Source organism: Chryseobacterium sp. 6424 (genome assembly GCF_003692615.1).
Taxonomy (GTDB): Bacteria; Bacteroidota; Bacteroidia; order Flavobacteriales; family Weeksellaceae; genus Kaistella.
Window position 1 is genome coordinate 341,236 of the sequence record NZ_CP023540.1, and the last position, 25,269, is coordinate 366,504.

Annotated in this window: 21 protein-coding genes; 16 read left to right on the forward strand and 5 right to left on the reverse strand. The window is 45.6% G+C overall.

Annotated features, from left to right (window positions below):
• The first annotated feature begins 2 nt into the window (after positions 1-2).
• The 10 genes from asnB (CO230_RS01515) to CO230_RS01555 all read left to right on the forward strand — a co-directional run bounded on the left by asnB (CO230_RS01515) (position 3) and on the right by CO230_RS01555 (position 10,847).
• Positions 3-1,859, forward strand: coding sequence for an asparagine synthase (glutamine-hydrolyzing) (gene asnB, locus CO230_RS01515; RefSeq protein WP_122026991.1), 1,857 nt, complete (start codon positions 3-5; stop codon positions 1,857-1,859).
• A 1-nt stretch (position 1,860) separates the two neighbouring features.
• A complete protein-coding gene (locus CO230_RS01520) occupies positions 1,861-3,048 on the forward strand; it encodes a hypothetical protein (RefSeq protein ID WP_122026992.1) in 1,188 nt (395 codons plus the stop codon).
• Positions 3,049-3,354: a hypothetical protein gene (locus CO230_RS12305; RefSeq protein ID WP_228438163.1), complete on the forward strand. Its 306-nt coding sequence runs from the start codon at positions 3,049-3,051 to the stop codon at positions 3,352-3,354.
• 98 nt (positions 3,355-3,452) lie between these two features.
• Positions 3,453-4,115, forward strand: a complete 663-nt coding sequence (locus CO230_RS12310; protein WP_228438164.1) for a glycosyltransferase family 4 protein — start codon at positions 3,453-3,455, stop codon at positions 4,113-4,115.
• Positions 4,099-5,334 (forward strand): hypothetical protein, encoded by a 1,236-nt coding sequence (locus CO230_RS01530; RefSeq protein ID WP_122026993.1) that lies wholly within the window; start codon positions 4,099-4,101, stop codon positions 5,332-5,334. Before CO230_RS12310 ends, CO230_RS01530 begins: the two co-directional genes overlap by 17 nt.
• A 3-nt stretch (positions 5,335-5,337) precedes the next feature.
• Entirely contained in the window at positions 5,338-7,218 is a 1,881-nt protein-coding gene (gene asnB, locus CO230_RS01535; RefSeq protein WP_122026994.1) for an asparagine synthase (glutamine-hydrolyzing), read from the forward strand.
• Positions 7,219-7,236: 18 nt separating this feature from the next.
• Positions 7,237-8,316, forward strand: a complete 1,080-nt coding sequence (locus CO230_RS01540) for a hypothetical protein (protein ID WP_122026995.1) — start codon at positions 7,237-7,239, stop codon at positions 8,314-8,316.
• 108 nt (positions 8,317-8,424) lie between these two features.
• Complete coding sequence (locus CO230_RS01545) at positions 8,425-9,624, forward strand: glycosyltransferase family 4 protein (protein WP_228438165.1); 1,200 nt, start codon at positions 8,425-8,427, stop codon at positions 9,622-9,624.
• 12 nt (positions 9,625-9,636) lie between these two features.
• Positions 9,637-10,245: a sugar transferase gene (locus tag CO230_RS01550; protein WP_122028849.1), complete on the forward strand. Its 609-nt coding sequence runs from the start codon at positions 9,637-9,639 to the stop codon at positions 10,243-10,245.
• Positions 10,242-10,847 (forward strand): acetyltransferase, encoded by a 606-nt coding sequence (locus CO230_RS01555; RefSeq protein ID WP_122026996.1) that lies wholly within the window; start codon positions 10,242-10,244, stop codon positions 10,845-10,847. Before CO230_RS01550 ends, CO230_RS01555 begins: the two co-directional genes overlap by 4 nt.
• A 565-nt stretch (positions 10,848-11,412) precedes the next feature.
• Here the strand turns inward: CO230_RS01555 and CO230_RS01565 are convergent.
• Positions 11,413-11,613 carry a hypothetical protein gene (locus CO230_RS01565; protein WP_122026998.1) on the reverse strand — a complete coding sequence of 67 codons (201 nt, stop codon included), beginning with the start codon at positions 11,611-11,613 and terminating at the stop codon, positions 11,413-11,415.
• Between the two features lie 1,742 nt (positions 11,614-13,355).
• On the reverse strand, positions 13,356-14,111 hold the full coding sequence (locus CO230_RS01580) for a hypothetical protein (protein WP_122027001.1): 756 nt from the start codon (positions 14,109-14,111) through the stop codon (positions 13,356-13,358).
• 328 nt (positions 14,112-14,439) lie between these two features.
• Here CO230_RS01580 and CO230_RS01585 point away from each other — a divergent pair, with 328 nt between their 5' ends.
• Both CO230_RS01585 and CO230_RS01595 read left to right on the forward strand, forming a co-directional pair.
• On the forward strand, positions 14,440-15,438 hold the full coding sequence (locus CO230_RS01585; protein WP_122027002.1) for a hypothetical protein: 999 nt from the start codon (positions 14,440-14,442) through the stop codon (positions 15,436-15,438).
• A 1,147-nt stretch (positions 15,439-16,585) separates the two neighbouring features.
• A complete protein-coding gene (locus tag CO230_RS01595) occupies positions 16,586-16,906 on the forward strand; it encodes a GIY-YIG nuclease family protein (RefSeq protein ID WP_122027004.1) in 321 nt (106 codons plus the stop codon).
• A gap of 128 nt (positions 16,907-17,034) precedes the next feature.
• Here the strand turns inward: CO230_RS01595 and CO230_RS01600 are convergent, their stop codons facing one another.
• Positions 17,035-17,289: a hypothetical protein gene (locus tag CO230_RS01600; protein WP_162989957.1), complete on the reverse strand. Its 255-nt coding sequence runs from the start codon at positions 17,287-17,289 to the stop codon at positions 17,035-17,037.
• A gap of 1,813 nt (positions 17,290-19,102) precedes the next feature.
• Here CO230_RS01600 and CO230_RS01615 point away from each other — a divergent pair.
• Complete coding sequence (locus tag CO230_RS01615) at positions 19,103-19,300, forward strand: hypothetical protein (protein ID WP_122027008.1); 198 nt, start codon at positions 19,103-19,105, stop codon at positions 19,298-19,300.
• A 219-nt stretch (positions 19,301-19,519) separates the two neighbouring features.
• Here CO230_RS01615 and CO230_RS01620 read toward each other — a convergent pair whose 3' ends face one another.
• Together CO230_RS01620 and tilS are read right to left on the reverse strand one after the other, a co-directional pair.
• Complete coding sequence (locus CO230_RS01620) at positions 19,520-21,586, reverse strand: protein-disulfide reductase DsbD family protein (RefSeq protein ID WP_122027009.1); 2,067 nt, start codon at positions 21,584-21,586, stop codon at positions 19,520-19,522.
• 27 nt (positions 21,587-21,613) lie between these two features.
• On the reverse strand, positions 21,614-22,903 hold the full coding sequence (gene tilS / locus CO230_RS01625) for a tRNA lysidine(34) synthetase TilS (protein WP_122027010.1): 1,290 nt from the start codon (positions 22,901-22,903) through the stop codon (positions 21,614-21,616).
• A gap of 79 nt (positions 22,904-22,982) precedes the next feature.
• Between tilS and CO230_RS01630 the strand changes: the two genes are divergently transcribed.
• The 3 genes from CO230_RS01630 to CO230_RS01640 all read left to right on the forward strand — a co-directional run bounded on the left by CO230_RS01630 (position 22,983) and on the right by CO230_RS01640 (position 25,261).
• Positions 22,983-23,816 (forward strand): OmpA family protein, encoded by an 834-nt coding sequence (locus CO230_RS01630; protein ID WP_122027011.1) that lies wholly within the window; start codon positions 22,983-22,985, stop codon positions 23,814-23,816.
• An 89-nt stretch (positions 23,817-23,905) separates the two neighbouring features.
• Positions 23,906-24,553 (forward strand): O-methyltransferase, encoded by a 648-nt coding sequence (locus tag CO230_RS01635; protein ID WP_122027012.1) that lies wholly within the window; start codon positions 23,906-23,908, stop codon positions 24,551-24,553.
• A 15-nt stretch (positions 24,554-24,568) separates the two neighbouring features.
• Positions 24,569-25,261 (forward strand): C40 family peptidase, encoded by a 693-nt coding sequence (locus CO230_RS01640; RefSeq protein ID WP_122027013.1) that lies wholly within the window; start codon positions 24,569-24,571, stop codon positions 25,259-25,261.
• The last annotated feature ends 8 nt before the right edge of the window (positions 25,262-25,269 follow it).

Sequence of the window (25,269 nt, forward strand, 5' to 3'; positions counted from 1 at the left end):
CGATGTGCGGAATAACCGGTTTTTTTGATTTTACCAGTACTGTTCGGGAACACGCAGCAGCAGATATGGCTTCTGCAATGCCGCATCGCGGACCGGATGGTCAGGGCCTGTTTTTTGAACATAACCACGGTACGAATATAGGTCTTTCTCACCGCAGGCTTTCAATTATTGATCTGTCCCACTCTGCAGATCAGCCGATGTTTTTTGAAAATTTCGTAATAGTTTTCAACGGCGAGATTTATAATTATGCAGAAATAAAAAAAGAACTTCTGGATTTGGGCCACACCTTTCAGACGTCTTCCGATACTGAAGTGATACTGCATGCATTCGCTGAATGGAAAGAAGCCTGCGTTCAGAGATTTATCGGAATGTTTGCTTTTGTAATTTACAACAGAGAGAATGGCGATATTTGGATGTTTAGAGACCGAACCGGCATAAAGCCGTTGTACTATTCTGTTACAGATAAGTATTTTATTTTTGCTTCGGAGTTAAAATGTTTTCACCAGTATCCGGACTTTAGAAAGGTTCTTAATCAGTCTGCCGTTGCAAAATTTTTGCAGTACGGTTATGTTTCAGGACAGCAGTCTATTTTCAGCGGTGTGGAAAAGCTGGCTCCGGGATGCTTTTTACATTTTAACTGTTCAGCACGACATGTTACCATAAAAAAATATTGGGATGCCGCTGCCTTTTATGAAAAAGAGAAACGCAATATCTCACTGGAGGATGCGGTACAGGAAACCGAAAGTATCATTGCGGATGCCTGTCGCTACAGGATGGTCGCCGATGTTCCTGTAGGCGTATTTCTGAGCGGCGGCTATGACAGTACATTGGTTACCAGTCTGCTCCAAAAAAACAATACGGATAAAATTCGGACGTTCACCATAGGCGTAGAAGATGAACATCTTAACGAGGCTGCTTATGCTGCTGAAATTGCAAAACACTTGGGAACCGAGCATACCGAAATTTACTGTACTGCGGAGGAAATGCTGCCGCTAGTGGAGCAGATACCATTTTATTTTGATGAACCGTTTGGCGATTCCAGTGCGGTTCCCACTATGCTTGTGAGCCGACTTGCCAGGGAGCACGTTACTGTGGCACTGTCTGCAGATGGTGGTGATGAGGTTTTTGGTGGCTATAACCGCTACGATTATACGCGTCATCTTCCAAAAATAAAGGCCGCATCATATTTGCCCTTGCCATACAAGTCTATTTTTTCTTTATTGAAAAAAAATTCTCAGGAGGCGGAACGTTTTGCCGCGATTATTAAAAATCCTGACGCTTATCACCTTGCAGATTTACTGAATGTCTCCGTATTAAATTCTGATATACACAGACTGTTTCTGAAAGACGTTGCAGATCAGAGTATAACGCCTTTTAATAATTATAATATTAAAGGTGATCTGTCGAAAATGATGTACTATGATTACGTAACATACCTTCCTGATGACATACTGACTAAAGTGGACCGCGCAACGATGAGCGCCAGTCTTGAAGGACGTGAACCGTTGCTGGATCATAGAATTCTCGAATTTGCGGCTACCCTTCCGGAAGATTATAAATACAGGGCAGGTGAGAAAAAATATCTTTTGAAACAGATTGTACACCAATATGTGCCGGCCAATATTATGGAACGTCCTAAAATGGGATTCGGTGTTCCGGTAAAAAGCTGGCTGGAAAATGCACTTTCTGAAAAACTTGATTATTACCTTAGTGAAGCGTTTATCACAAGACAAAATATATTCAGCTATCCGGAGATTACCGGTATGAGAGACCGTATCATAAGCGGAAAGGATAAGCATTATCAAAAATTGTGGTATATGCTGATGTTTCAGATGTGGTATGAGAAATGGATGAATTAAGATGAAACAGAAAATTCTCTATTTAAGTTATAACGGGATGATGGAGCCGCTCGGTGCTTCCCAGGTGCTGAGTTATCTGTACCATCTGTCCGCAGACTATCAGTATTATCTGGTATCGCTGGAAAAGCCGGCAGATTTGGCAGATAAGAGCGCTTTCCTGCAGCTGCGGACAAAGCTGAAAGAGGCCGGCATCGTATGGATTCCTATTGAATACAGAACTTCCAAAACCGGAAAAGCAATTAATTTTGTTAGATTTTTGAATACAGCAAAAGTTGCTGTGAAAAAATATGGCATCAGATTCCTGCACTGCAGAAGCTATCTTCCTGCTTTTGCGGCATGGCTCATAAAAAAAAATCATCCTGTAGAATATCTTTTTGATACGCGTGGTTTTGAATTTGACGAGCGTGCGGATGTTGGAAGTATCAGCCGGTCTTCCAGAATTTTCAAACTGATGAAGTCTCTGGAAAAGAAACTCTACCGCGATGCAGCTGGAATCAACAAGTTGTCGCGCCTCGGAAAAAAAACAATTGTAGAAAACGGACTGTTTAAGGGCGGAAATCTTTTGGAAGAAAGAATAGACGTTATACCAACCTGCGTGGATATTGGGCGTTTCCCGTATAAACCCCGCACTTATCGGGAACCGCTGAATATTGGTTATGTAGGTACTGCTGTTGGATGGTATGATTTTGACAAAACGCTGGATCTGGTTGAGGAACTCAGCAAAAATGTTCCCGTAAGTCTTACAGTCTATAACGGAAATGAACACGATTATATTCGGCAGAAAATTGCTGAAAGAGATATCACCCTGCACAATTTTACCTTGGAAAAAGTTCCTTTTTCTGAAATGCCAAAAAAAATGATGGATATTGATCTTGCAGTGTTCTACATCAGGCCGGTCTTTTCAAAAAGGGCCTCTGCAGCTACCAAACTTGGGGAGCTTTTGTCTGCGGGAATACCGGTGCTTACAAACGACGGTATCGGCGATCACAGGTTTTATATCGAGAATTACAGGGCAGGAAAAATTATTGATTTTGATCATTTGAAACAGTATGATTTTAAAAATATGCTGCAGGGAATGGTTAGTCCCGAAGTTTCACAAAATTGCAGGCACGTAGCGGAAGAATTTTTCTCTTTGGAAAAAGGTGTAGACAATTACAAAAACCAGTACAGAAAGTTTTTTGGTATATAAATGAAAAGAATACTGTATTTCACAAAATATACGCGGAAAGGGGCCAGCAGCAGGTTACGGAGTTTTCAGTATATCCCTTATCTGGAGGAAGCGGGTTACCGGGTAGAGATATTTCCGCTTTTTGATGACCGTTATCTTACCGATTTGTATAAGGGTCAGAAGTCACTTTCCAATATATGGTCAGCCTACAGAAGGAGATTCAGCGATTTAAAGAAGATAAAGGAGGGCGATACGGTATTTATTGAATATGAACTTTTCCCATACCTTCCGGCCTGGGCCGAAATGTGGCTGAGAAGAAAAAAATAAATTACATTGTGGATTATGATGACGCCATATTTCATAACTACGATAAGAGTTCAAACGGAATCGTCCGCTTTTTACTGGGAAATAAGATACCCCGGGTTATGAGAAACAGCAGCCTGGTTATTGCAGGAAACCAGTATCTGGCTGAAAAAGCAAAAAGATCCGGTGCCAAAAGAGTGGAAAAAATTCCTACTGTCGTCGATTTGGAACGTTATCAGATGAAAGAACGTTTTAGTTCGCAAAATGAGCCGTTGGTTATCGGATGGATCGGTACTTTTTCAACCTTTAAATATGTGAAATCCCTGATTCCGGTGTTCGAAAAACTGGCAGAAAAAATCCCCCTTAAACTCCACATTATTGGTGCAAAAGAAGATTTGGACACTTTTTTGGAAATCAAATTCATTGATTGGGAAGAACATCTGGAAGCTTCAAGCATTCGTACCTTTGATGTGGGTATAATGCCTTTGGAGGATTCTCGGTGGGAAAAAGGTAAATGCGGATACAAGCTGATCCAGTATATGGCCAGCGGAATTCCGGTGATAGCATCCCCGGTCGGTGTTAATTCAGAAATTGTAGAAAATAACATAAACGGCTACCTGGCAAAAACAGTGCAGGACTGGGAAGATAAAGTACTATATTTGCATGAAAATAGAAATCTGCTGCAGATTTTAGGTGCTGCCGGTCGAAAGAAAGTGGAGGAAACATACAGTTTGCAGGTTACTTCAAATAAGTTACTTCAAATAGTAGATGGATTTAATATTTGATTTTTTCTGGACACTCTTGTTTTTAGCTGCCGCCATGGTTTTGCCTAAATACATCGTCTATCAGTTTTCACCGGCCGACAGAAGAAATCTGCAGTGGCTGGCGGTTTATCATTTTGTATTTGGAATTGTATTTTATTTCTTTACCCGAAATGGAGGTGGGGACGCATGGACTTACTGGACAGCAGCCAAAGAGATGGCTCCGAAGGATTTCCGAAATTTTATTTTTACAGGTGAGGGTACACGTTTCATGGAAGCGTTTAATTATATCCCGGCGAATTTCTTTGGAATGTCTTTTTTTGCGAATACGATGTTGTATTCGCTGTTGGGATTCGTTGGTATATCCTGTTTTTATTCTATTGCAAAGGAATTAATCCCGTACAACAAAATCTTCTTCGGTTTTATTATGTTTCCGCTGGTTTTCTTTCTTCCAAATCTTCATTTTTGGAGTGCAGGCGTTGGAAAGGATACAGTCCTTTTTATGTGCATAGGTATTTTCGCTTACGGTTTGCTGAAACCGCAGAAAAGAATGCCGTTCGTATTACTGAGTCTGTTTCTGTCGGCAGCTGTACGTCCCCATATTGCGCTTTTTCTCCTGGTGTCTTTCGGTTTGGCATATATGTTCGGCGGTAAAACAACGCTTTTTCAGCGTGCAGTATTTTCCGTTTTTCTTTTGGGTGCAGGTCTGGCCTTATTACCCGTAGTTACAAAATTTATTGGTGTTGAAGAACTCAGCACTGCTGCTGTTACTAAGAAAGCCGAAATTCAGGTGGGTAATTTAAAGCAGGGCTCCGGTTCTGCAGTTGATGTTACAGGCTATCCGCTTCCGCTGAAAGTGGTTACATTTTTATACCGCCCGTTGTTTTTTGATGCTCACAGTATTGGCTCACTTCTATCTTCGGTAGATAATATTTTTCTTCTGATTCTGTCTTTTCTCGCCTTGAAATTCAGAATGGTGGAAACCTTTAGAAATGCACCTTTTATCATAAAAGGATTTTTGTTTTTTGGCATTCTTGGAACTTTGGCATTTTCCACTTCGCTTGGAAATCTAGGCGTAATGGTGCGTATGAAAAATATGTTTACCCCCGGAATCCTGATTTACTTTATGTGGTGTTACTCGTACCGTCTTTATCTGGAGCGGGTTGTCCCTGCTCAACTGCAGAAAATTAATAGGAAGCTACAAAAAAAATCATTAAAAAACCCGGAAATCGTTAATACCTAATCTATGTGCGGAATCAACGGAATCATAAAAAATAATACAGCTGAAGAACAAATCCTGACCGCGCTGGAGCTCATGAACCGATGCATCATCCACCGGGGTCCCGATGAGGACGGTTTTTACGCAGAAGAAAATTTAGGAATGGCGATGCGTCGGCTTTCCATTATCGACCTTAGTACCGGTAAACAGCCTGTGACTTCTGATCAGGGAAATTTGGTCATCGTCTTCAATGGTGAAATCTACAACTACCGGCAGCATCGTGACACGCTAATGAGCGAAGGGGTACAATTTAAAACCACTTCCGATACCGAGGTCATCCTGAAACTCTACGAAAAATACGGCACCGAAGCATTCGGTATGCTGGACGGGATGTTTGCTTTCTCCATTCTGGATAAAAAGAAGAACAAACTCTACATTGCCCGTGATTTCTTTGGGGAAAAGCCGCTCTATTACCAAAAATCCGAAGACGGCCTCATTTGGGCATCGGAACTGAAATCCATTATTAAAGTGCTCCCCCAAAAACCTCCAATTTCTCCCGAAGGGCTTAATCTCTATTTTCGTCTTACCTATATTCCCGCTCCCTACACCATTTATGAAGGCATAAAAAAACTGGAAGCCAATCATTTTATGGAGGTAGAACCCTCCTCCGGGAACATCACTCTGCATGAAATAAAAAGACAAAACGAATTTGAAAACAGACCGCACGGCACTTATCAGGATGAGACCAGATTTACCCACGATTTGGTGATGGAAAGTGTGGCCAGTCGCTCGGTAGCAGATGTTCCCCTCGGAACTTTTCTTTCGGGTGGGGTAGATTCTTCTATTGTTTCGCTTGCCCTGGCAAAGCAGACTGAAGCGAAAATCAATACCTTTTCCGTAGGTTTCGAAAAAAAGTCCTTCGATGAAACCGATAAATCGCAGACTGTGGCCAAACTCATTGGCAGCAACCACCATGAGTTTATCCTAAAACCCGGCGATTTGCAGGAGCAACTGCATGAAATTCTTCTGAACTTCGACGAACCTTTTGCAGATTCATCGGCACTGCCAACCTACCTAGTTTCGGAAAAAACCCGGCAGCACGTCACCGTGGCGCTAACCGGCGATGGAGGCGATGAGATTTTCGGTGGCTACAACAAATATTATGTCGGGAAACTGAACAGCCGTTATACCGCCGTGGTGCCCAGATCCTTGCATAAAAGCATGCAGAATTTCGGAAACACCTTGCTGGCAACCCGGGACGACAGACGCGGCAAACGCTTCCAGCTGCGTAAACTCCTGAATGCGGTAAATTATGAGGGAGATTTCTATTACAACATGATTTCCCTTGCCTTTACCCAGGACGAAAAGAGGGAATTACTGCAGCAAAACCTCCTTACTGCAGACAGTTTTGCGCATTACCGAAGCCGGGTATCCGGCTGTTCCACGCTTACGGATTTCAGGAATATCGACCGTTATTTAAGTCTGGAAGGCGACATGCTGGTGAAAGTGGACCGCACTTCTATGCTGGCATCGCTGGAATCCAGGGCACCTTTTCTCAACAAAAAACTTTGGGATTACACCTCTACGCTTCCCGAGAATTTTCTGATTAACGGCTGGAATAAAAAAAGAATTCTGAAAGACGCATTCCGCCATTATTTCCCTGAAAATTTTCTGGATAAAAGTAAAAAGGGTTTTGGGGTGCCGGTGGGCGACTGGCTGCGCGGGCATTTGGCAAATGAACTGAAACGGTACTCCTCCGCAGAAATACTTGTTCCGCAGAATATTTTTAATGCAAGATATATCCAAAAACTCGTAGGCGACCACCTCTCAGGCAAAGCCGACAATACGTTCCGGATCTGGACATTCTATTGTTTCCAGAAATGGTATCAGAATATATACAAACAGTAAGTTTTTGCACCAACGGATATGTACAGGCGTAGAACTTTTTTTGTCATTCTTTTTTTTTGGCATCATCTCATTGCTCTGGCAGCCTGCTACTATGTTCTCCAGAACGGCGGCGATGCATTACAATACTGGTTCACAGGCACTGACCTTTCTGCGGCGTCGTGGGGTGATTATCTGAATCCCGGCACCGATTTCATCCGGTTTTTTACCTTTCCTTTTGTGAAGTATCTGAACTTGCCGCTGTGGGCGGGCTTTCTCATGTTTTCGGTACTCAGCTTCCCGGCGGTCTGGCTGTTGTTCCGGATGCTCTGGCAGGTGGCAGATGGCAAAAAAATTCCGCAAGTCCTGGCAGTGTTGCTCATGCTGCTTCCTAATTTTCATTTCTGGACCGGCATTATTGGCAAAGAAGTTCCGGTGGTCACTGCACTGGTGGTGTTCCTGTATGAAGTGCACCGCCGGAGATACCGGAGTCTGCTGCTGATGCTTTCGGTGGTTGTCCTGGCGCTCATTCGTCCGCACGTGTCGTTTATTTTGGTAGTCAGCTATGTGATTTCACTCATGCTTACCGGAACGCTGCCTCGGCGGCTGATGCTTGCTGCTGCGGGAATTACGGTTCTGCTGACGAGTGTTTTTACCGTCATCCTGTTACAGTTGCAGGATTTTACCGGCGGATTCGGCCGGGTCATCAGGAAATACGAGGCGCATATCCGTTATTTCCAAACCACCGATTCTTATGTTCCGCTGGATGAATATGCTTTGCTTCTGAAGTTTTTTACTTTTTACTTCCGGCCGCTGCCGGGGGAGAAAGAGGGCCTGCTGTACGCCATTACCGGCGCCGAAAATATGTTGGTACTGTTGCTCATGCTCTTTGCGGGGTATGTTTTAATCCGGAAATTCCGCAGCATGCGTAAATCGATGCTGGTGGTCTTGCCCCTTGTCTTCCTGTTTTTGTTCGGAATGATGTATGTCTTTGCCTATGCCAATTATGGAATCATCATGCGCAGCAAAGTTATGGCGCTACCTTTTATATCTTTGTTTGTACTACAAAGTTTAAAGTCCCAAAGTTTAAATGACAAAAGACAGGGAATTTGGTTAAGATAAGAATTGGAATAATAATTTTGTGTAAAAAAATAACTAATAATTATTGTTATTTTTGGTAGTCGGTTTTTATGTAAAGATATATTTTAAGAATGATACATTATATTTTAAATGTCTAGCAAAGTTATTATCCCCAAACTTCTCCGCGTTACCACGGTACCATTATCCCTGAAAGTATTATTAAAAGGACAACACCATTTTATGTTATGCAACGGTTTTCAAGTGCTTGGTGTTTCAGCTCCCGGCAAAGAGCTTCAGGATGTTAAAAATGAGGAAGGTATTATTGTAGTACCGTTAAATATGACACGTACGATCTCCCCCCTCAGGGATATTAAGTCATTGTGGGATTTTTACCGACTTTGTAAAAAACAGAAACCGCTTATTGTTCACTCACATACTCCCAAAGCTGGGATTGTAGGTATGTTAGGGGCTAAGCTGGCTGGCGTTCCGATAAGAATGCATACCGTCGCAGGCATGCCGCTTATGGAAGCTACCGGTCTGAAAAGGAGGCTGCTGAATATAGTAGAGAAAATCACGTATGCGGCGGCAACAAGGATATATCCTAATTCTACAGGGCTGTACGCTTTCATCGTTAGACATCAATATGCACCCGTAAACAAACTAAAGGTAATTGCTAATGGTTCATCTAATGGGATTGACACTGCTTTTTTCTCGCCAGATTTGTACTCAGATTTGCAAAAGATAGAATTACACAATAAATTAAGCCTGGGTTCAAATAATTTTATCTTCATCTTTGTAGGACGGTTGGTAGGCGACAAGGGCATCAATGAGCTGATCTCAGCATTTAAACAGCTTAACGGCACATCAGCGCAGCAGGTCAGCAAACTTCTGCTGGTAGGGCCGTTCGAAACCGCGCTGGATCCCCTGAAACAGGAAACCCTCGATGAAATTGACCGCAACCCAAACATCCTGTCACTGGGATATCAGCCGGATGTTCGTCCGTATCTGGCAGTTTCGGATGCGCTGGTCTTTCCCTCTTACCGTGAAGGCTTCCCGAATGTGGTGATGCAGGCCGGAGCGATGGGACTACCAGCCATCGTAACGGACATCAACGGCTGTAATGAGATTATTGAAGAAGGAAAAAATGGCACCATCATTCCCCCAAAAGATGCGGAAGCCCTACAAAAAGCCATGGAGCGTATGATGGCCGACCCTGCGTGGAGACGCGGCCTGAAGGAAAACGCAAGACCGATGATCGCTGCCCGATATGAACAGCAAATCGTATGGGAAGCACTGCTGGCAGAATACCAGACCCTGATCAACCAGTGGTCTTCCAGTGATAGAAATTAAATTAAAGTGAAAGTGTACCGAAATTATATCAAACGCGGGATGGATTTTTTTGCGGCCCTTATCGGGTTGCTGCTGCTGAGCCCTGTATTCATCATCGTCACCCTCGGCCTGGCGGTCGCCAACAGCGGAAAACCGTTTTTCGTACAGGCCCGCCCGGGATTGGACGCCCGGATTTTTAAAATCATCAAGTTCAAAACGATGAATGATAAAAAAGATGCTGACGGAAATCTTCTCCCCGATGCCGACCGCCTTACCCCGGTGGGAGCCTTCGTGCGGAAAACCTCGCTTGACGAAATTCCGCAGCTCATCAATGTATTGAAAGGCGATATGTCATTAATTGGTCCCCGGCCACTGCTGCCGGAATACCTGCCTTTATACAGCCCCGAACAGGCCCGCCGCCATGAAGTAAGGCCCGGGATTACCGGTTGGGCACAGGTCAACGGACGTAATGCGATCAGTTGGGAAGAAAAATTCAGGCTCGATGTGTCGTATGTGGATCATGTAAGTCTCATTTTAGATCTTAAAATATTAATAATGACTGTACACAAGGTATTCAAATCAGAAGGTATCAATACGCAGGGGCAGGTCACCACCGAACGTTTTAAAGGAAGCGGCTTATGATATTATTTGGTGCCAGCGGTCACGCAAAAGTTATACTTGATATTTTAATTCAGAACGGTATATCGGTAGAAGTAATCTACGATGCGGTACCTCCGGGAGATCACTTGTTTGGCATCCCTGTGCTGGCGGATGTGCGGCACACGCCTTTTTCTACGGATACAAAGGCCATTATTGCGATCGGTAGCAATGAGGTCCGTAAAAGCATCGCTGAATCACGCCCACTTCATTATATCAGCGCCTTGCATCCTTTAAGTTGTGTGTCCCCATTCGCAGAGATTGGTGAAGGTACCGTGATGATGAGTCATGCAACAGTAAATCCCGGTGCGGTAATAGGTAAACATGGTATCATCAATACGGGTGCGGTGGTGGAACACGATTGCCAGCTCGGGGATTATGTACATATTTCGCCAAACGCGTCGCTGGCAGGCGATGTGCATGTAGGGGAAGGAACCCATATAGGCATTGGCTCAAGCGTTATCCAGGGAATAAAGATAGGGAAGTGGTGTACGATTGGTGCCGGAGCAGTGATAATTAGGGATGTTCCTGATGGCGCTACCGTAGTAGGCAATCCCGGAAGAATCATTAAAACGATGAAGCCGTAAAGCCCCATTGGTTATACCCTGTATTACCGGCGCTTCTGGCGGCGGAAAGCACACCACAAGACATCAGGAAACTGGGCGTCATAAGTTGTAGCCGCTGGCTCAAAAACCCCGCTAGACACATCATCTGTTTGAATGGATGTATAGGATGTCTTGTTGGACGCTCGCTCAAAGGAACCCACCCATCAGCCCATTCCGACACGCTCTCAACAAAAAAATTCCCCTCCCTCGGAGGGGTGGCAAAAATTCGGAGAATTTTTGACGGGGTGGTACCATCTTCCATCCTCCATACTTTCCTCCCCCGCTCCAATCCGCCGTGCCCTTCTGAAAGCATCCCCACTGCTATGGTCACGCGCTTTTGTCCCATCCAGTTTGTCCCGCTCAATTTGTCACGCGCTTTTGTCATTCTGAAAAAATCTCCACTGCTATGGTCACACTCTGCTTTTAACGCCCAGCTTGTCCCGTCCTTTTGTCCCACCCTTTTGTCATTCTGAAAGAATCTCCGCTGCTTTTGTCGCGCCCTGCTTATAACGCCCAGTTTGTCGCACCCTTTTGTCCCACCAGTTTGTCATTCTGAAAGAATCTTGCTGTTATGGTCACGCTCTGCTTGTAACGTCCAGTTTGTCCACCAAGCTTGTCCCTCCTTGTTGTCATTCTGAAAGAATCTACTGCTTTTGTCGCTTCCTTTTGTCCCATTCAGTTTGTAGCGCCCAATTTGTCCATCCAGTTTGTCCCGCCCTTTTGTCCCGCCCAGTTTGTCATTCTGCAAGAATCTCCACTGCTTTTGTCGCGCCCTGCTTATAACGCCCAGTTTGTAGCGCTCAATTTGTCACACCCAGTTTGTCATTCTGAAAGAATCTCCGCTGCTATGATCACGCGCTTTTGTCCCACTCAGTTTGTCATTCCGAAAGTATCTCACCAATAATTACCAGCGCAGTTGAGACGCTTTCAGCGTGACAAAAAGGGCGTAGAGACGCCCAGTTTGTCACACCCAATTTGTCCATCCAGTTTGTCCCGCCCTTTTGTCCCCTCCTTTTGTCATTCTGCAAGAATCTCCGCTGCTTTTGTCGCGCCCTTTTGTCCCATCCAGTTTGTAGCGCCCTTTTATCCCCGCTCAGTTTGTCCCGCCTTTTGTCATTCTGTAAGAATCTCCGCTCCTTTTGTCCCACCCTTTTGTCATTCTGCAAGAATCTGCACCAATAATTACCAGCGGCAGTTGAGACGCTTACAGCGTGACAAAAAGGGTGCGTAGAGACGCCCTGTTTGTAACGCCCAGTTTGTCACACGCTTTTGTCTCCGCGTCCTTTTGTCATTCCGAAAGAATCTCCGCTGCTATGGTCACACTCTGCTTGTAACGCCCAGTTTTTCACGCCCTTTTATCCCCGCTCAGTTATTCCCGCCCTTTTGTCATTCCGAAAGTATCCCACCAATAATTACCAGCGGCAGTTGAGACGCTTTCAGCGTGACAAAAAGGGTGCGTAGAGACACCTATTTGTCATTATTGACCTCATTCACGATTGACCATCCACGATTGACCATCCACTCTTAATACTCAGCTTGTCCACCCAGTTTGTCGCGCCCTTTTGTCCCACCCAGTTTGTCATTCTGAAAGAATCCCCACTGTTATATTCACGCTTTGTTGTAACGTTCAGTTCGTAGCGCCCAATTTGTCACGCGCTTTTGTCATTCTGAAAGAATCCCCACTACTTTTGTCCCATCCAGTTTGTCGCGCCCAGTTTGTCCCGTCCTTTTGTCCAATAATTACCAGCGCAGTTGAGACGCTTTCAGCGTGACAAAAAGGATGCGTAGAGACACCCTGTTTATAACGTTCAGTTTGTCCCGTCCTTTTGTCCCACCCAGTTTGTCATTCTGAAAGAATCCACACTGTTATAGTCACGCTTTGTTTTAACGTTCAGTTCGTAGCGCCCAATGTGTCACGCCCATTTGTCATTCTGCAAGAATCTCCACCAATAATTACCAGCGGCAGTTGAGACGCTTTCAGCGTGACAAAAAGGGTGCGTAGAGACACCCAGTTTGTCCTTCTGAAAGAATCCCCACTGTTATGGTCACGCTCTACTTATAACGTCCAATTTGTCGCGCCCTTTTGTCCCATCCAGTTTGTCCCGCCCTTTTGTCCCACCCAGTTTGTCATTCTGCAAGAATCTGCACCAATAATTACCAGCGGCAGTTGAGACGCTTTCAGCGTGACAAAAAGGGTGCGTAGAGACGCCCTGTTTGTTATTATTGACTTCATTCACCATTACCCATTCACGCTTAATACTCAGCTTGTTCACCCAATTTGTCCCACCCACTTTATCCCGCCCTCAAGCGTCCCACGTTGTAAAACGCTTATCACATACAGTGCAGGCCTGGGAAATCGGTGCATAAAGTTCACGCATAAAAAAAAGTTTATTGAAACAGGTTCAATAAACTTTAGCCAGTACAGCAATGGCAGGCAATAGTATTACCTCATATCTCCTGCCATCTTTTGTACTGTTTCATCCGCGACCACTAAGGCAGCAGGTAACCAATCACCCCAAGCGCGTTATACTGTTTGTTCTTAAGCGGGTAGCGCGTACCGTTCAGCACCTGATAATATGCTGCGAGCAGCAGATAGAACACCGGCAGTGTGCCACCCGGGATCTGTGACACGGCGAGTTGCAGGTCAACAGGGTCCGGGGTTTTAGGGACGGTCACATTGGGGCTTTCCGTCAACGTATAGGTGCCTTCACTGAAATCCACCTGCACGGCGATCAGCTGCAGGTCGGCTTCCGTAGCGCCTTCCGGGTACAGCAGGTGCTTCTGCGGAATAAAGGCAGGGTAGTTCAGCGTGCCTTCTTCCGCGTTCAGCGCTTGAAGCTGTAGAAAAACCTGCGCGATTTGTCCGTTCATATTAAACTCAAAACCGTTGAGCGCCTTGGGTCCGTCGGGGTGCTGCAAGCCGGTAGGGACGTTACGCGTGCCGCGTGGCGATACCTCATCCAACGCCTTGATGTCATGCATCACCTTGTTGAGCCGGCTGCTCGTGCGGTGGTCCTTCGCCAGTTCCACCTTGTCTGAAACACTCTTGCGGAACAGCTGTGCCATCTTTGCGCAGTGTGCGAACTCACTTCCGTTTTCACGGGTTCTTTCAAAGGCCGGGTCCTTGTGGATACGCTCCTTGCTGACGCCCCCTTTGGTGCGGATCATCTGTCCGTCTTTTGACTTGTAAAAAGTCATCCCTTTTAATGTACCTTCAATCCCAAAGATACCGTCGAATCGTGCCATAATACTAAAATTTAGTGGAGATCCCGTCCGACAGTGGCCTGCTGCGTCTGTTAGCTCCCGTTAATAAAATATGTTCCGGTAACACTGAGGCAAATGTAAGCGCCTCTAAACAGATACACAACAAGATACAGCCGTTACGTCACAAAATGGCAGTTTAGTCCTATATTGTCCGAAATGTCTTAAAATAATCACCAAAAATCGTAAGGAAGTGAATGGTGGAAAAGTTTTAAAATGCACAAAATCAATAAGATATAAATATACTATTTGCGATAATTTGGTGGCAAAGGAACGATATGCTATTTTTATCAGCACAATTAAAACACAAACAATGGTGATTGATAATAAAACAGTCGAAAAAGCATTGAATGAGGTGGCACGTTCCATCCTGGACGAGCAGCAGTTAACTGAAACCAGCCAGCGCCTCACCGCTACCGCCAATCAGTTTATTGAAGAGCATACAGAGATGTTCACTTCAGCGGAAGAAGTATCGAATTATACCGAAGAACTGTGCGAACGGATGCAGCGTTATTTCGAAGCACTGAACGATTTGCTGTCAGGAGACAGATTCTATCACTCGGCGACCTCCGCCATACGTCATACCCTGTACAGCGACGATCTCAACTGGTTTTATATCAGGATTAAGGAACTGATGGGGGACATGCTGCTGGAAGTCTTTGTGAGTAATGAAACTGAAAATTTTAAAAATATCATCGGGCGGATTCTTAAACGTCGGCAGTGGAAACAGTTTGCACGGCTGCCTTTCATGGCGGTAATGAACCCGGAAATGCATACCATTCAGCAGGAATTGTTACACAGGATGCTTCGGGCATTTGAAGCGCAGTGCCTTGCCTATGAACCTGAACCTGAGCAACAGCGCTATGTTCACGGGTTGCTGGCTCTGCTGGCGGAGATGCGTGCCACGGTGGAAAGCATGATGTTTCACACGCAGGCAGGCGGACTGGCGGAACAGGCAGGCACTGCACCCCAGTACCTTGCGGAGGCCGTAGCCATTGATAAGTCTCCCGTGCAGCTACAGAGGCCTGAATTTCCGTCATGGATCTTCTCTTCGGAAAAAGCCTTCGGCATCTTCTGTAAAGTGCATGACAGTTTTTGCAGGTCTGAAAGCGATCTGGCTTATCTGTATCGCCGCACCTCGGACGCACGTTTGGTCGTGTCGGGTATGGCGACATTTAAGGATTGGTACAACAACTGGGAGGGCCGCCGTTTTGAGACTTGGAATCATTTCCGCACACTTGCGCGGCTCGAGAATACCCGCCGTGCTACTTCCTACAACTTAGCCTGTGCACACGCTGGTTTCTCTACCTGACCCCTGCGTCGGGCCACCCATCAACCCATGGTATTAATCCACCCTTTACTAATGATCAATGATCAATGACCCTTTACCAATAATCAATGACCATTCACTATTAACCATTCACCATTCACCATTCACCATTCACCATTCACGCTTAACACTCAGCTTGTCCACCAATTTGTCACGCGCTTTTGTCACACTCTGCTTGTCCCGCCCTTTTGTCCCACCAGTTTGTCATTCTGAAAGAATCTCCACTGCTTTTGTCGCGCCCTGCTTATAACCCCCAGTTTGTCACGCCCTTTTGTCACACTCTGCTTATCCCGCCTTGTTGTCATTCTGAAAGAATCTCTACTGCTTTTGTCGTGCCCTTTTGTCCCATCCAGTTTGTCGCACCCTTTTGTCCCACCAGTTTGTCATTCTGCAAGAATCTCCACTGCTATAGTCACACTCTGCTTGTAGCGCCCAGTTTGTCGCACCCTTTTGTCCCACCAGTTTGTCATTCTGAAAGAATCTCCGCTGCTATGGTCACACTCTGCTTGTAACGCCCAGTTTTTCACGCCCTTTTGTCACACTCTGCTTATCCCGCCTTGTTGTCATTCTGAAAGAATCTCTACTGCTTTTGTCGCGCCCTTTTGTCCCATCCAGTTTGTCCCGTCCTTTTGTCCCACCCAGTTTGTCATTCTGGAAGAATCTCCGCTGCTATGGTCACACTCTGTTTGTAAAGTCCAGTTTGTCACGCCCTTTTGTCACGCGCTTTTGTCATTCTGAAAGAATCCCCGCTGCTTTTGTCGCGCCCTTTTGTCCCATCCAGTTTGTAGCGCCCAATTTGTCACACCCTTTTGTCATTCTGAAAGAATCTCCGCTGCTTATGTCGCACTCTTTTGTCATCCAGTTTGTACGCCATTTGTCACGCGCTTTTGTCATTCTGAAAGAATCCCCGCTGCTTTTGTCGCGCCCTTTTGTCCCATCCAGTTTGTAGCGCCCAATTTGTCCCACTCAGTTTGTCATTCTGAAAGAATCTCCGCTGCTATGGTCACACTCTGCTTGTAGCGCCCAATTTGTCCCCAGCGTGGTTATTACGAGGTTTCGCCTACCAATAAAAATCCGACATATTTCTATAAGATAAAAGAATCTAAGCTATCTTTGAAAAAACACAACGATGGATCACTTTACTGAAGGTTTTCATACTTATTATGTATATATTCTCACCAATAAAAACAGAACCGTGCTTTATACCGGCGTAACGAACAATCTTCACCGGCGGTTGCATGAACACCATATCAAATTTAATCCCAGAAGTTTTACTGCCCGGTATCAGGTAGAATTTCTGATTTATTATGAAAAATTCACTTGGATACACCATGCGATTGAAAGGGAAAAAGAAATCAAAAACTTAACCCGCCTGAAAAAACTTCATTTGATAAGAACGGCCAATCCAAACATGACTTTTCTAAACCATATATTCAGCAATAAGGTATAGTCGAGGTCCCGCCCAGTTTGTCTCGCGCTTTTGTCCCACCAGTTTGTCATTCTGAAAGAATCTCCGCTGCTATAGTCACGCTTTGTTGTAACGTCCAGTTTGTCGTGAGCTTTTGTCGCGTCCTTTTGTCATTCTGAAAGAATCTCCACTGCTTTTGTCGCGCCCTGCTTATAAACCCCCAGTTTATAACGCCCAGTTTGTAGCGCCTTGTTGTCATTCTGAAAGAATCCATACTGCTTGTCGCGCCCTTTTGTCATTCCGTAGGAATCTCCACTGCTAAAGTCACGCTCTGTTTGTAACGTCCAGTTCGTAGCGCCCAACTTGTCCATCCAGTTGTCGCGCCCTTTTGTCCCACTCAGTTTGTCATTCCGAAAGTATCTCACCAATAATTACCAGCGCAGTTGAGACGCTTTCAGCGTGACAAAAAGGATGCGTAGAGACACCCTGTTTATAACGTCCAGTTTGTCCCGTCCTTTTGTCCCGCCCAGTTTGTCATTCTGCAAGAATCTCCACTGCTTTTGTCGCTTCCTTTGTCCCATTCAGTTTGTAACGTCCAATTTGTCCCACCCAGTTTGTCATTCTGCAAGAATCTCCACTGCTAAAGTCACGCTCTGCTTGTAACGTCCAGTTTGTCCATCCAGTTGTCCCACCCTTTTGTCCCACCCAGTTTGTCATTCTGAAAGAATCTCCACTACTAAAGTCACGCTCTGCTTGTAACGTCCAGTTTGTCCACCCAGTTTGTCTCACGCCCTTTTGTCCCACCCAGTTTGTCATTCTGAAAGAATCTCCACTGCTATAGTCACACTCTGCTTGTAGCGCCTAATTTGTTCACCCAGTTTGTCCCGTCCTTTTGTCACACCCAGTTTGTCATTCTGAAAGAATCTCCACTGCTAAAGTCACGCTTTGTTGTAACGTCCAGTTTGTCGTGAGCTTTTGTCGCGCCCTTTTGTCCCTCCAGTTTGTAGCGCCCAATTTGTCCATCCAGTTGTCCCGCCCTTTTGTCCCACCCAGTTTGTCATTCTGCAAGAATCTCCGCTGCTATAGTCACGCTTTGTTGTAACGTCCAGTTTGTCGTGAGCTTTTGTCGCGTCCTTTTGTCATTCTGAAAGAATCTCCACTGCTTTTGTCGCGCCCTTTTGTCCCATCCAGTTTGTCGCGCCCAATTTGTCCATCCAGTTGTCCCACCCTTTTGTCCCACCCAGTTTGTCATTCTGAAAGAATCTCCACTACTATAGTCACGCTCTGCTTGTAGCGCCCAATTTGTCCACCCAATTTGTCTCACGCCCTTTTGTCGCGTCCTTTTGTCATTCCGCAAGAATCTCCGCTGCTATGGTCACACTCTGCTTATAACGTCCAGTTTTTCACGCCCTTTTATCCCCGCTCAGTTAGTCCCGCCCTTTTGTCATTCCGAAAGTACCCCACCAATAATTACCAGCGCAGTTGAGACGCTTTCAGCGTGACAAAAAGGGTGCGTAGAGACACCCTATTTGTCATTATTGACTTCATTCACCATTGGCCATTCACCGTTCACGCTTAACACTCAGCTTGTCCACCAATTTGTCACGCGCTTTTGTCACACTCTGCTTGTCCCGTCCTTTTGTCCTGCCCAGTTTGTCATTCTGAAAGAATCTCCGCTGCTATGGTCACACTCTGTTTGTAAAGTCCAGTTTGTCACGTCCTTTTGTCACACTCTGCTTATCCCGCCTTGTTGTCATTCTGAAAGAATCTCTACTGCTTTTGTCGCGCCCTTTTGTCCCATCCAGTTTGTCCACCTAGTTTGTCGCACCCTTTTGTCATTCCGAAAGAATCTCCACCAATAATTACCAGTGCAGTTGAGCCGCTTTCAGCGTGACAAAAGCCCTGTTTGTCATTATGGATACCATTAACCATTAACCGTTCCCCATTGCCCCATTCACCCTTTCCAGCATCCTGTCAAAAAGCACTGAAGTAACCCTAATAGGACAGTCCGCCACCGCCAGACAACCCATCCCTTACTAATACTTAGTACATAAAGGGTACATAAAGGGTACATAAAGAGTACTTAAAGGGTACAGGACATCTACGGTGTTCTTACATCCTGAAAGCCATTATAAGCCAGAATTGCACCGTAAAAAATACAGGTATGGCTTAACATTCATGCAGTGATGGAGCCTCGATTCACAGAAGAGAAGCCCATCTTTGACCAAAATAAATGTTATGAGAAAAATAGTGAAAGCAGCGGATGTTGCCTTGCTGTTTGGTAAAAGTACAAGGCAGGCATCACGTCTGTTATGCGCAGTAAAAGTTTCACTCGGCAAGCAGAGGCACCAGCACGTCACCGTTCAGGAGTTTGCGCATTATTACGGCATCCCGGAAAAGGAAGTGGAACACACCATAGAGTATAATGACAACTGAGGCTTGTGCATCATGCAGGTAAAAAGAGGCTGCACGGTAATGCTCACTTGCAGGGAATCATGCGGAAGGAATCCCCATACCGTCTGTCGCACCATAGGCTTGTTCTCCGCAAACTGATCGTGGAGTATTCCCTATGCGCCATGCTACTCCCACACCATCATGGGAGCCGTCTTTTGGGGGCAGACATTTGTATGAAGTGCCTTTGGGGATGCTTGAAGGCTATTTACTGTTCCTTTTATAAAAACCAATGCCGCAGGTCAGGAAGTTCTTGAAGTCCTCTTTCGACATATAGCCTGATACAGGGGTGTTGATGACCTTCCCGTCCGGTGTTACCAGCACGTAATGCGGCTGAGAGTTATTGTTGAAGTTAATCTGCTGGAAAAGGCTCCATTTGTCACCGATGGTCTTTATTTTCTTCCGCTGCCCGTTGCCCATATCCACAGAGGTTTGTTTCGCTTCTGGCAGCGCTTCCTTATCATCTACATACAGTGATGCCAACACCACATCGTTTTGCAGAATCGGTAAAATATCGGGCTCGCTCCATACAAATTCTTCCATTTTCCGGCAGTTTTCACAACCGTAGCCGGTAAAGTCAATCAGTAAAGGCTTGTTTTCCCTTTTAGCGGTTTCAATGGCTTCAAAATAATCATGCGAAGGATGCATGCCGAGGATGCCGTCGCCTTCTTGATGGAAATAACTCACATTGATCGGTGGCAGAATGCCGCTGAGATGCTGTAGTTTTGGGCGGTCACCGGGGATGAGACCCTGAATCAGGTAGATGATGAAACCGATGCCTGCGAAACCGAGGATTCTTCTGGTTAAGGAAATCTTTGGCTTTTTGTCGTCGTGCGGAAAACGGATTTTACCGAACAGATAGAGCACCAAACCGATGGTGATGATGATCCACAGCGCGATGAACAGCTCACGTTTCAGAAAGAAGGTTTTTGAAACCAAATCAGCCTTTGACAGAAACTTCAGTGCAAGTCCCAACTCAATAAAACCCAGGACTACTTTCACCGTATTCATCCATCCGCCTGATTTTGGCAGACGTTGCAGCGTTTGTGGGAAAAGAGCGAGTAAACCGAATACAATGGCCCAACTAAGCCCGAAACCTGCCAACGCGAAGGTCAGCAGCATGGGTACGTCTGCCGAACCTGTGACCGCACTGCCCAGTAAACTGCCCAAGATAGGCCCGGTACACGAGAATGATACAATGACTAATGTAAGCGCCATGAAAAAAATACCGATGATGCCGCCCGCGTCTTCCGCCCGTGAGGAACGGTTCGCGATGGAACTTGGCAGGGTGATGTCGTAATATCCGAAGAAACTCCCCGCGAAATACAGGAAGATGACGAAGAAGGTCACGTTCAGCCATACGCTGGTAGAGATCTGGTTGAAGATATTCCCCGCGATCCCGTCGATGATATGGAACGGCACACTCAGTAATACAAAGATCAGCAGGATGAAAAACCCATAGATAAACGCATCTCGTTTGCCTTTAGCGCTGCCTAAGGCCCCTTTAGTAAAGAAAGAAACCGTCAGCGGAATCATCGGGAATACACATGGCGTCAGCAGTGCGATAAGGCCACCGAAAAAACCTAACAGCAGGTAAGTCCAGAAGTTCTCGTCGTTGGTTTGGGCTTCAACACCACAATTGGTGAGCGGGTTTGCGAAATCCATCGTCGCTACTTTCAGCCCTTCCTGTCTTGCCATCGCTGGCAGTTCAGTTGCTGCTGTGGCAGTGTCTGCCGCGATAGTCATTACAGTATCTGCTTTAGCTACAGCTTCAGGTAGTGGTGTGGCTGTCGCGGAGGTATTGGGCCCCACCGGTGTGATGGTTTGGCTGAATTCCAAGGTGTTTGGTGCCAGGCAAATGCGGTCATCACACGTCATGTAAGTAATCTCTGCGGTGACTGTGGCGGGTGCTGCATTGTTTTTCAGTTTGAAACGCTGCTTGAACAGTACCCGGTCAACAAAATAAACGATTTGCACACCGAAGGCTTCGGAGAATTCATCATGTTTCTTGCCTACTTCCACCACGCCGCCAATGGTTTGCAGGCCTGCTGTGGAACTTAAAGTCATTTGGGTCGGCACCCCGGAGTCGGGCGGCAGGTCTTTGGAATAGACCTTCCAGTTTTTATCGATAGTGGCGGTTAAAACCGCTTCATACTCATTATCTGAAAGCGTATTGATGCTGTATTTAAATTTTACGGGGTCTTTTATCTGTGCCGTTATCCCCTGAAACAGGAACATGAATGCGAGTAGGTACCAGGTTTTTAAATTCATTATAGATGTTTTATCCGTTTTAACCGGTTAAAATTTGATTAATATCTGCGCTGCTTCCGCGTCTTCTGCTGCCATAAAACGCCGGTCCTGGCGTTTCGGGATGATGCCTAACACCCTGTTATCCGCATCACAGAGGAACCAGATTTTCTGCTGCGCTAAAATAGGCATTTTTTCATCCTTGAAAAACTTAGAGATTTTTTTACGGCCAACCATTCCCGAAGGATAAAAATAAACCTCAGGCGCTATACGGCACAACCGTAAGGGCAATCTAACTTTGCGGGCATCTACAGCCCAGGTCTGGGAGGTTTTAAATTCCGCAGCCACATATCCTTCAAGCGAGATAGGGGCAGTAGGATCCGCCTGTAATATTACTTCTGGGGATTCTGGCAAAGCGTTCTTTTGTTGAATGATATAATGATGACGGTCCACCGTTAAGGTAAACGTGCCTGAACGGAAAGTTTTGCCTTGTCCTGCTTCTACTATTTTGCTAATTTCCGTGGCACTCTCGAAGCCATACTTCCTAAGAATGCCGAACTGTACAAACGGAGTTTCTTTTAGCATCAAGTTTTTTTGTATCAATGTTTTATGGGCCTGTGTTGAAGTCATCCGCATGGCCACATCCTGCATTTGATCATTAATAAAGTCACGTGCCTGGTTTAAGTACGACAGGCTCTTACCAAAATTTTCAAGGAAGTGGGTATTGGTTTCGAATAGTTTTGGGGCAACCTCATGCCGGATGAAATTCCGCAGATAGTCGCTTTTTTGGTTTGATACATCTTCACGATAAGGTACTTTATGCCGCTCGGCATATGCATAGATGTCCTCTTTGCTGAAGTTCAGCAAGGGTCTGATGATGCCGTTGTCATTAGCAGGGATTCCGCTGAGGCCGTTCAGCCCCGCCGCTTTCGACAGGTTTATCAAGAAGGTTTCGAGTTGGTCGTTCAGGTGATGTGCAGTGACCAGATAGTGTAGGTTGTTTTCTTTCTGGATTTTGCGGAAGTAGCCATAGCGCAGGTCGCGCGCCCATAGTTGTACCGAATTCTCAGGTTTTTGGTCTTCGGCAGTCACTTCATAGACATGTAGGGAAATGGCGTGTTCATGGCAGAATTCTTTAACCGTTTTTTGGTCAGCGTCAGAATCTTCGCCCCGTAGTTTATAATTCACATGCGCCACCTCAAACCGTATATCTGCCTGGTGGAACAGGTGCAGCAACACCATCGAATCGGCACCGCCACTCACCGCCAACAGAAAAGAATCTGCCGCCGCGTCGGGACAGAGTTGCCGCAATGCCGCAAGGAAAGTAGTGTAAGTCAGCAATTTTTAAGGATTATTTAGCAAAGATAATTGTTCTGCTTTAAAATGAAATCTCTATTTTTGGCTGATTAAAATGTAATTTATGAGAACAGGAAAAATTTTTGCCATCATCGTGACCGCTTTGACGATGACTTCATGTGTGAGCAAAAAGCAGTTTGATGCTTTGAATGCCAATTATAACCAGTGTATCACCAATATCGGCGAAAGACAACGCGAGATCCAAGATCTGAAATCAACCAACGCGGGACTGTCCAGCGAAAACAACCTGCTAAGAAACCAGAACGAAGCCCTGAAATCTTCACTTGATGCCTGTCTTTCAAACACCGGAAAAGGTTCCGCCAACATTGATAAGTTAATTGGGGAAATCAATGCGTCTAACAAATATATCAAACAATTAATCTCTACCAACGCGAAGAATGACAGCCTGAACCTCGCGCTTTCAAACAAACTGAAACGCTCGCTCGACAACATCGCGGATAATGATGTACAGGTAAAAGTGCTGAAAGGGGTGGTGATGATCTCGCTTTCCGACAAGATGCTTTATAAAACGGGTGATTACAACGTGTTGCCAGCCGCACAGGAAGTTTTGGGTAAAGTGGCACAGGTTATCAATGATTATGATACTTATTCCGTACTTATTGAAGGGAACACAGATAACGTACCTTTAAACTCTAACACACTGCCGAAAGACAACTGGGATCTATCTGCGCTAAGGGCGACTTCGATGGCGAAGATCCTACAGACCAGATTTGGTGTAAACCCTGCCAGAATTACCGCCGGCGGACGCAGCGAATACAATCCTAAAACAACCAACGCTTCAGTTTCCGGCAGAGCGGAAAACAGAAGAACAGAAATCATCATCATGCCTAAACTTGATGAATTCATGAAACTAATGGATATCGCTCCTGCAAAATAACCGCATCCAAATCCTACAGGCGTTGCCGGTACACCAGTGCCGGCAACGCTTTTTTTATGGCAAATCCTTACCTTTGAATAAAAAATTACATGAGTTTTTTTGAAGAACAATGTCCTGAAATGGACCGTTATCTGGAGAACCACGCTTCTGAAGAGCCTGCGCTTTTAAAAAAACTGCGCAAAGAGACCTTCCAGAAAACCACCCAGCCCCACATGATTTCAGGCTATCAGCAGGGCAGGCTGCTAGCCATTATTTCGCAGATGCTGCAACCCAAACGCGTCCTCGAAATCGGTACGTTCACCGGTTATGCTACCCTTTGCCTTGCCGAAGGTCTGGCTAAAGACGGCACAATCACCACACTTGATGTAAATGAAGAACTCGCCTGGTTGCCCCGAAAATACTTTGCCGAAAGCCAGTTCTCAGCTCAAATAGACTTTAAAATTCAGGATGCCAAAGCGTATCTGAAAAACACCGATGATTATTTTGACCTGATATTCATTGATGCGGATAAAGAAAATTACGCCGAGTATTTCAAACTCCTTCGGCCAAAAGTAAAAACAGGTGCGGTGATCTTGTTTGATAATGTGCTGTGGTATGGTAAAGTCCTCGAAGAACAGCCCAAACAGAGATCTACCCAAGTCATTAAAGAACTCAACGATATTATCGCCCGCGATGGGGATTTTGAAAATCTTATTTTACCTTTGCGCGACGGGGTGAATCTGCTGCGAAAAAATTAATAACAATCAAGATCTATGGAAAAAGGCGTTTGTAAAGTGCCGGTTGCTGCGGTACGTGTAGCGGCCTCGCATCAGTCGGAGATGATATCGCAGATCCTGTACGGAGAAACCGCGCAAGTCTATGAACGCAGTGGCGCATTTGTCCGTATTGTGATGGATTTTGATGGGTTTGAAGGCTGGGTGGACCGTCAGCAGTTAGGTTTGGTGTCAGAAAGACACGACAGTCGGTTGCTTACCGAAGTTTTCAGTTATACCGATACGCCCGATGGCAAAATGCTGCTTTCTGCCGGAAGCGAAGTGGCAGCAGGGGACAAGGTAACGCGATTTCAGAGCGACTTCACTGAAACCGCCAGCCATTTCCTACATGTTCCATTTCTGTGGGGCGGACGCTGTTTTTTCGGAGTCGACAGCAGCGGTTTTACACAACTCATTTATAAACTTCATGGGCATACACTTCCGCGGGAAGCCAATCAGCAGGCCGATAAAGGAATTGTTTTGGATTTTATCGAAGAGGCAGAAGCCGGGGACCTCGCTTTTTTCGAAGATTCCGACGGGCACATATCCCACGTAGGGATGATGCTTGAAGAACAAAGGATCATTCATGCCTACGGCAAAGTGCGTATCGATCATTTGGATTCGTCTGGTATTTATAACGCGGAACTGCGTCGGCACACACATCAGCTGCGGTTTGTGAAAAGGATGAGATAAACGTAACT

Excerpts from the sequence above, each read along its gene's own strand:
- asnB (WP_122026991.1), top strand. The coding sequence starts at position 3 with ATGTGCGGAATAACCGGTTTTTTTGATTTTACCAGTACTGTTCGGGAA.
- CO230_RS01520 (WP_122026992.1), top strand. The coding sequence starts at position 1,861 with ATGAAACAGAAAATTCTCTATTTAAGTTATAACGGGATGATGGAGCCG.
- CO230_RS12305 (WP_228438163.1), top strand. The coding sequence starts at position 3,049 with ATGAAAAGAATACTGTATTTCACAAAATATACGCGGAAAGGGGCCAGC.
- CO230_RS12310 (WP_228438164.1), top strand. The coding sequence starts at position 3,453 with ATGAGAAACAGCAGCCTGGTTATTGCAGGAAACCAGTATCTGGCTGAA.
- CO230_RS01530 (WP_122026993.1), top strand. The coding sequence starts at position 4,099 with ATGGATTTAATATTTGATTTTTTCTGGACACTCTTGTTTTTAGCTGCC.
- asnB (WP_122026994.1), top strand. The coding sequence starts at position 5,338 with ATGTGCGGAATCAACGGAATCATAAAAAATAATACAGCTGAAGAACAA.
- CO230_RS01540 (WP_122026995.1), top strand. The coding sequence starts at position 7,237 with ATGTACAGGCGTAGAACTTTTTTTGTCATTCTTTTTTTTTGGCATCAT.
- CO230_RS01545 (WP_228438165.1), top strand. The coding sequence starts at position 8,425 with ATGTCTAGCAAAGTTATTATCCCCAAACTTCTCCGCGTTACCACGGTA.
- CO230_RS01555 (WP_122026996.1), top strand. The coding sequence starts at position 10,242 with ATGATATTATTTGGTGCCAGCGGTCACGCAAAAGTTATACTTGATATT.
- CO230_RS01580 (WP_122027001.1), bottom strand. The coding sequence starts at position 14,111 with ATGGCACGATTCGACGGTATCTTTGGGATTGAAGGTACATTAAAAGGG.
- CO230_RS01585 (WP_122027002.1), top strand. The coding sequence starts at position 14,440 with ATGGTGATTGATAATAAAACAGTCGAAAAAGCATTGAATGAGGTGGCA.
- CO230_RS01595 (WP_122027004.1), top strand. The coding sequence starts at position 16,586 with ATGGATCACTTTACTGAAGGTTTTCATACTTATTATGTATATATTCTC.
- CO230_RS01615 (WP_122027008.1), top strand. The coding sequence starts at position 19,103 with ATGAGAAAAATAGTGAAAGCAGCGGATGTTGCCTTGCTGTTTGGTAAA.
- CO230_RS01620 (WP_122027009.1), bottom strand. The coding sequence starts at position 21,586 with ATGAATTTAAAAACCTGGTACCTACTCGCATTCATGTTCCTGTTTCAG.
- CO230_RS01630 (WP_122027011.1), top strand. The coding sequence starts at position 22,983 with ATGAGAACAGGAAAAATTTTTGCCATCATCGTGACCGCTTTGACGATG.
- CO230_RS01635 (WP_122027012.1), top strand. The coding sequence starts at position 23,906 with ATGAGTTTTTTTGAAGAACAATGTCCTGAAATGGACCGTTATCTGGAG.
- CO230_RS01640 (WP_122027013.1), top strand. The coding sequence starts at position 24,569 with ATGGAAAAAGGCGTTTGTAAAGTGCCGGTTGCTGCGGTACGTGTAGCG.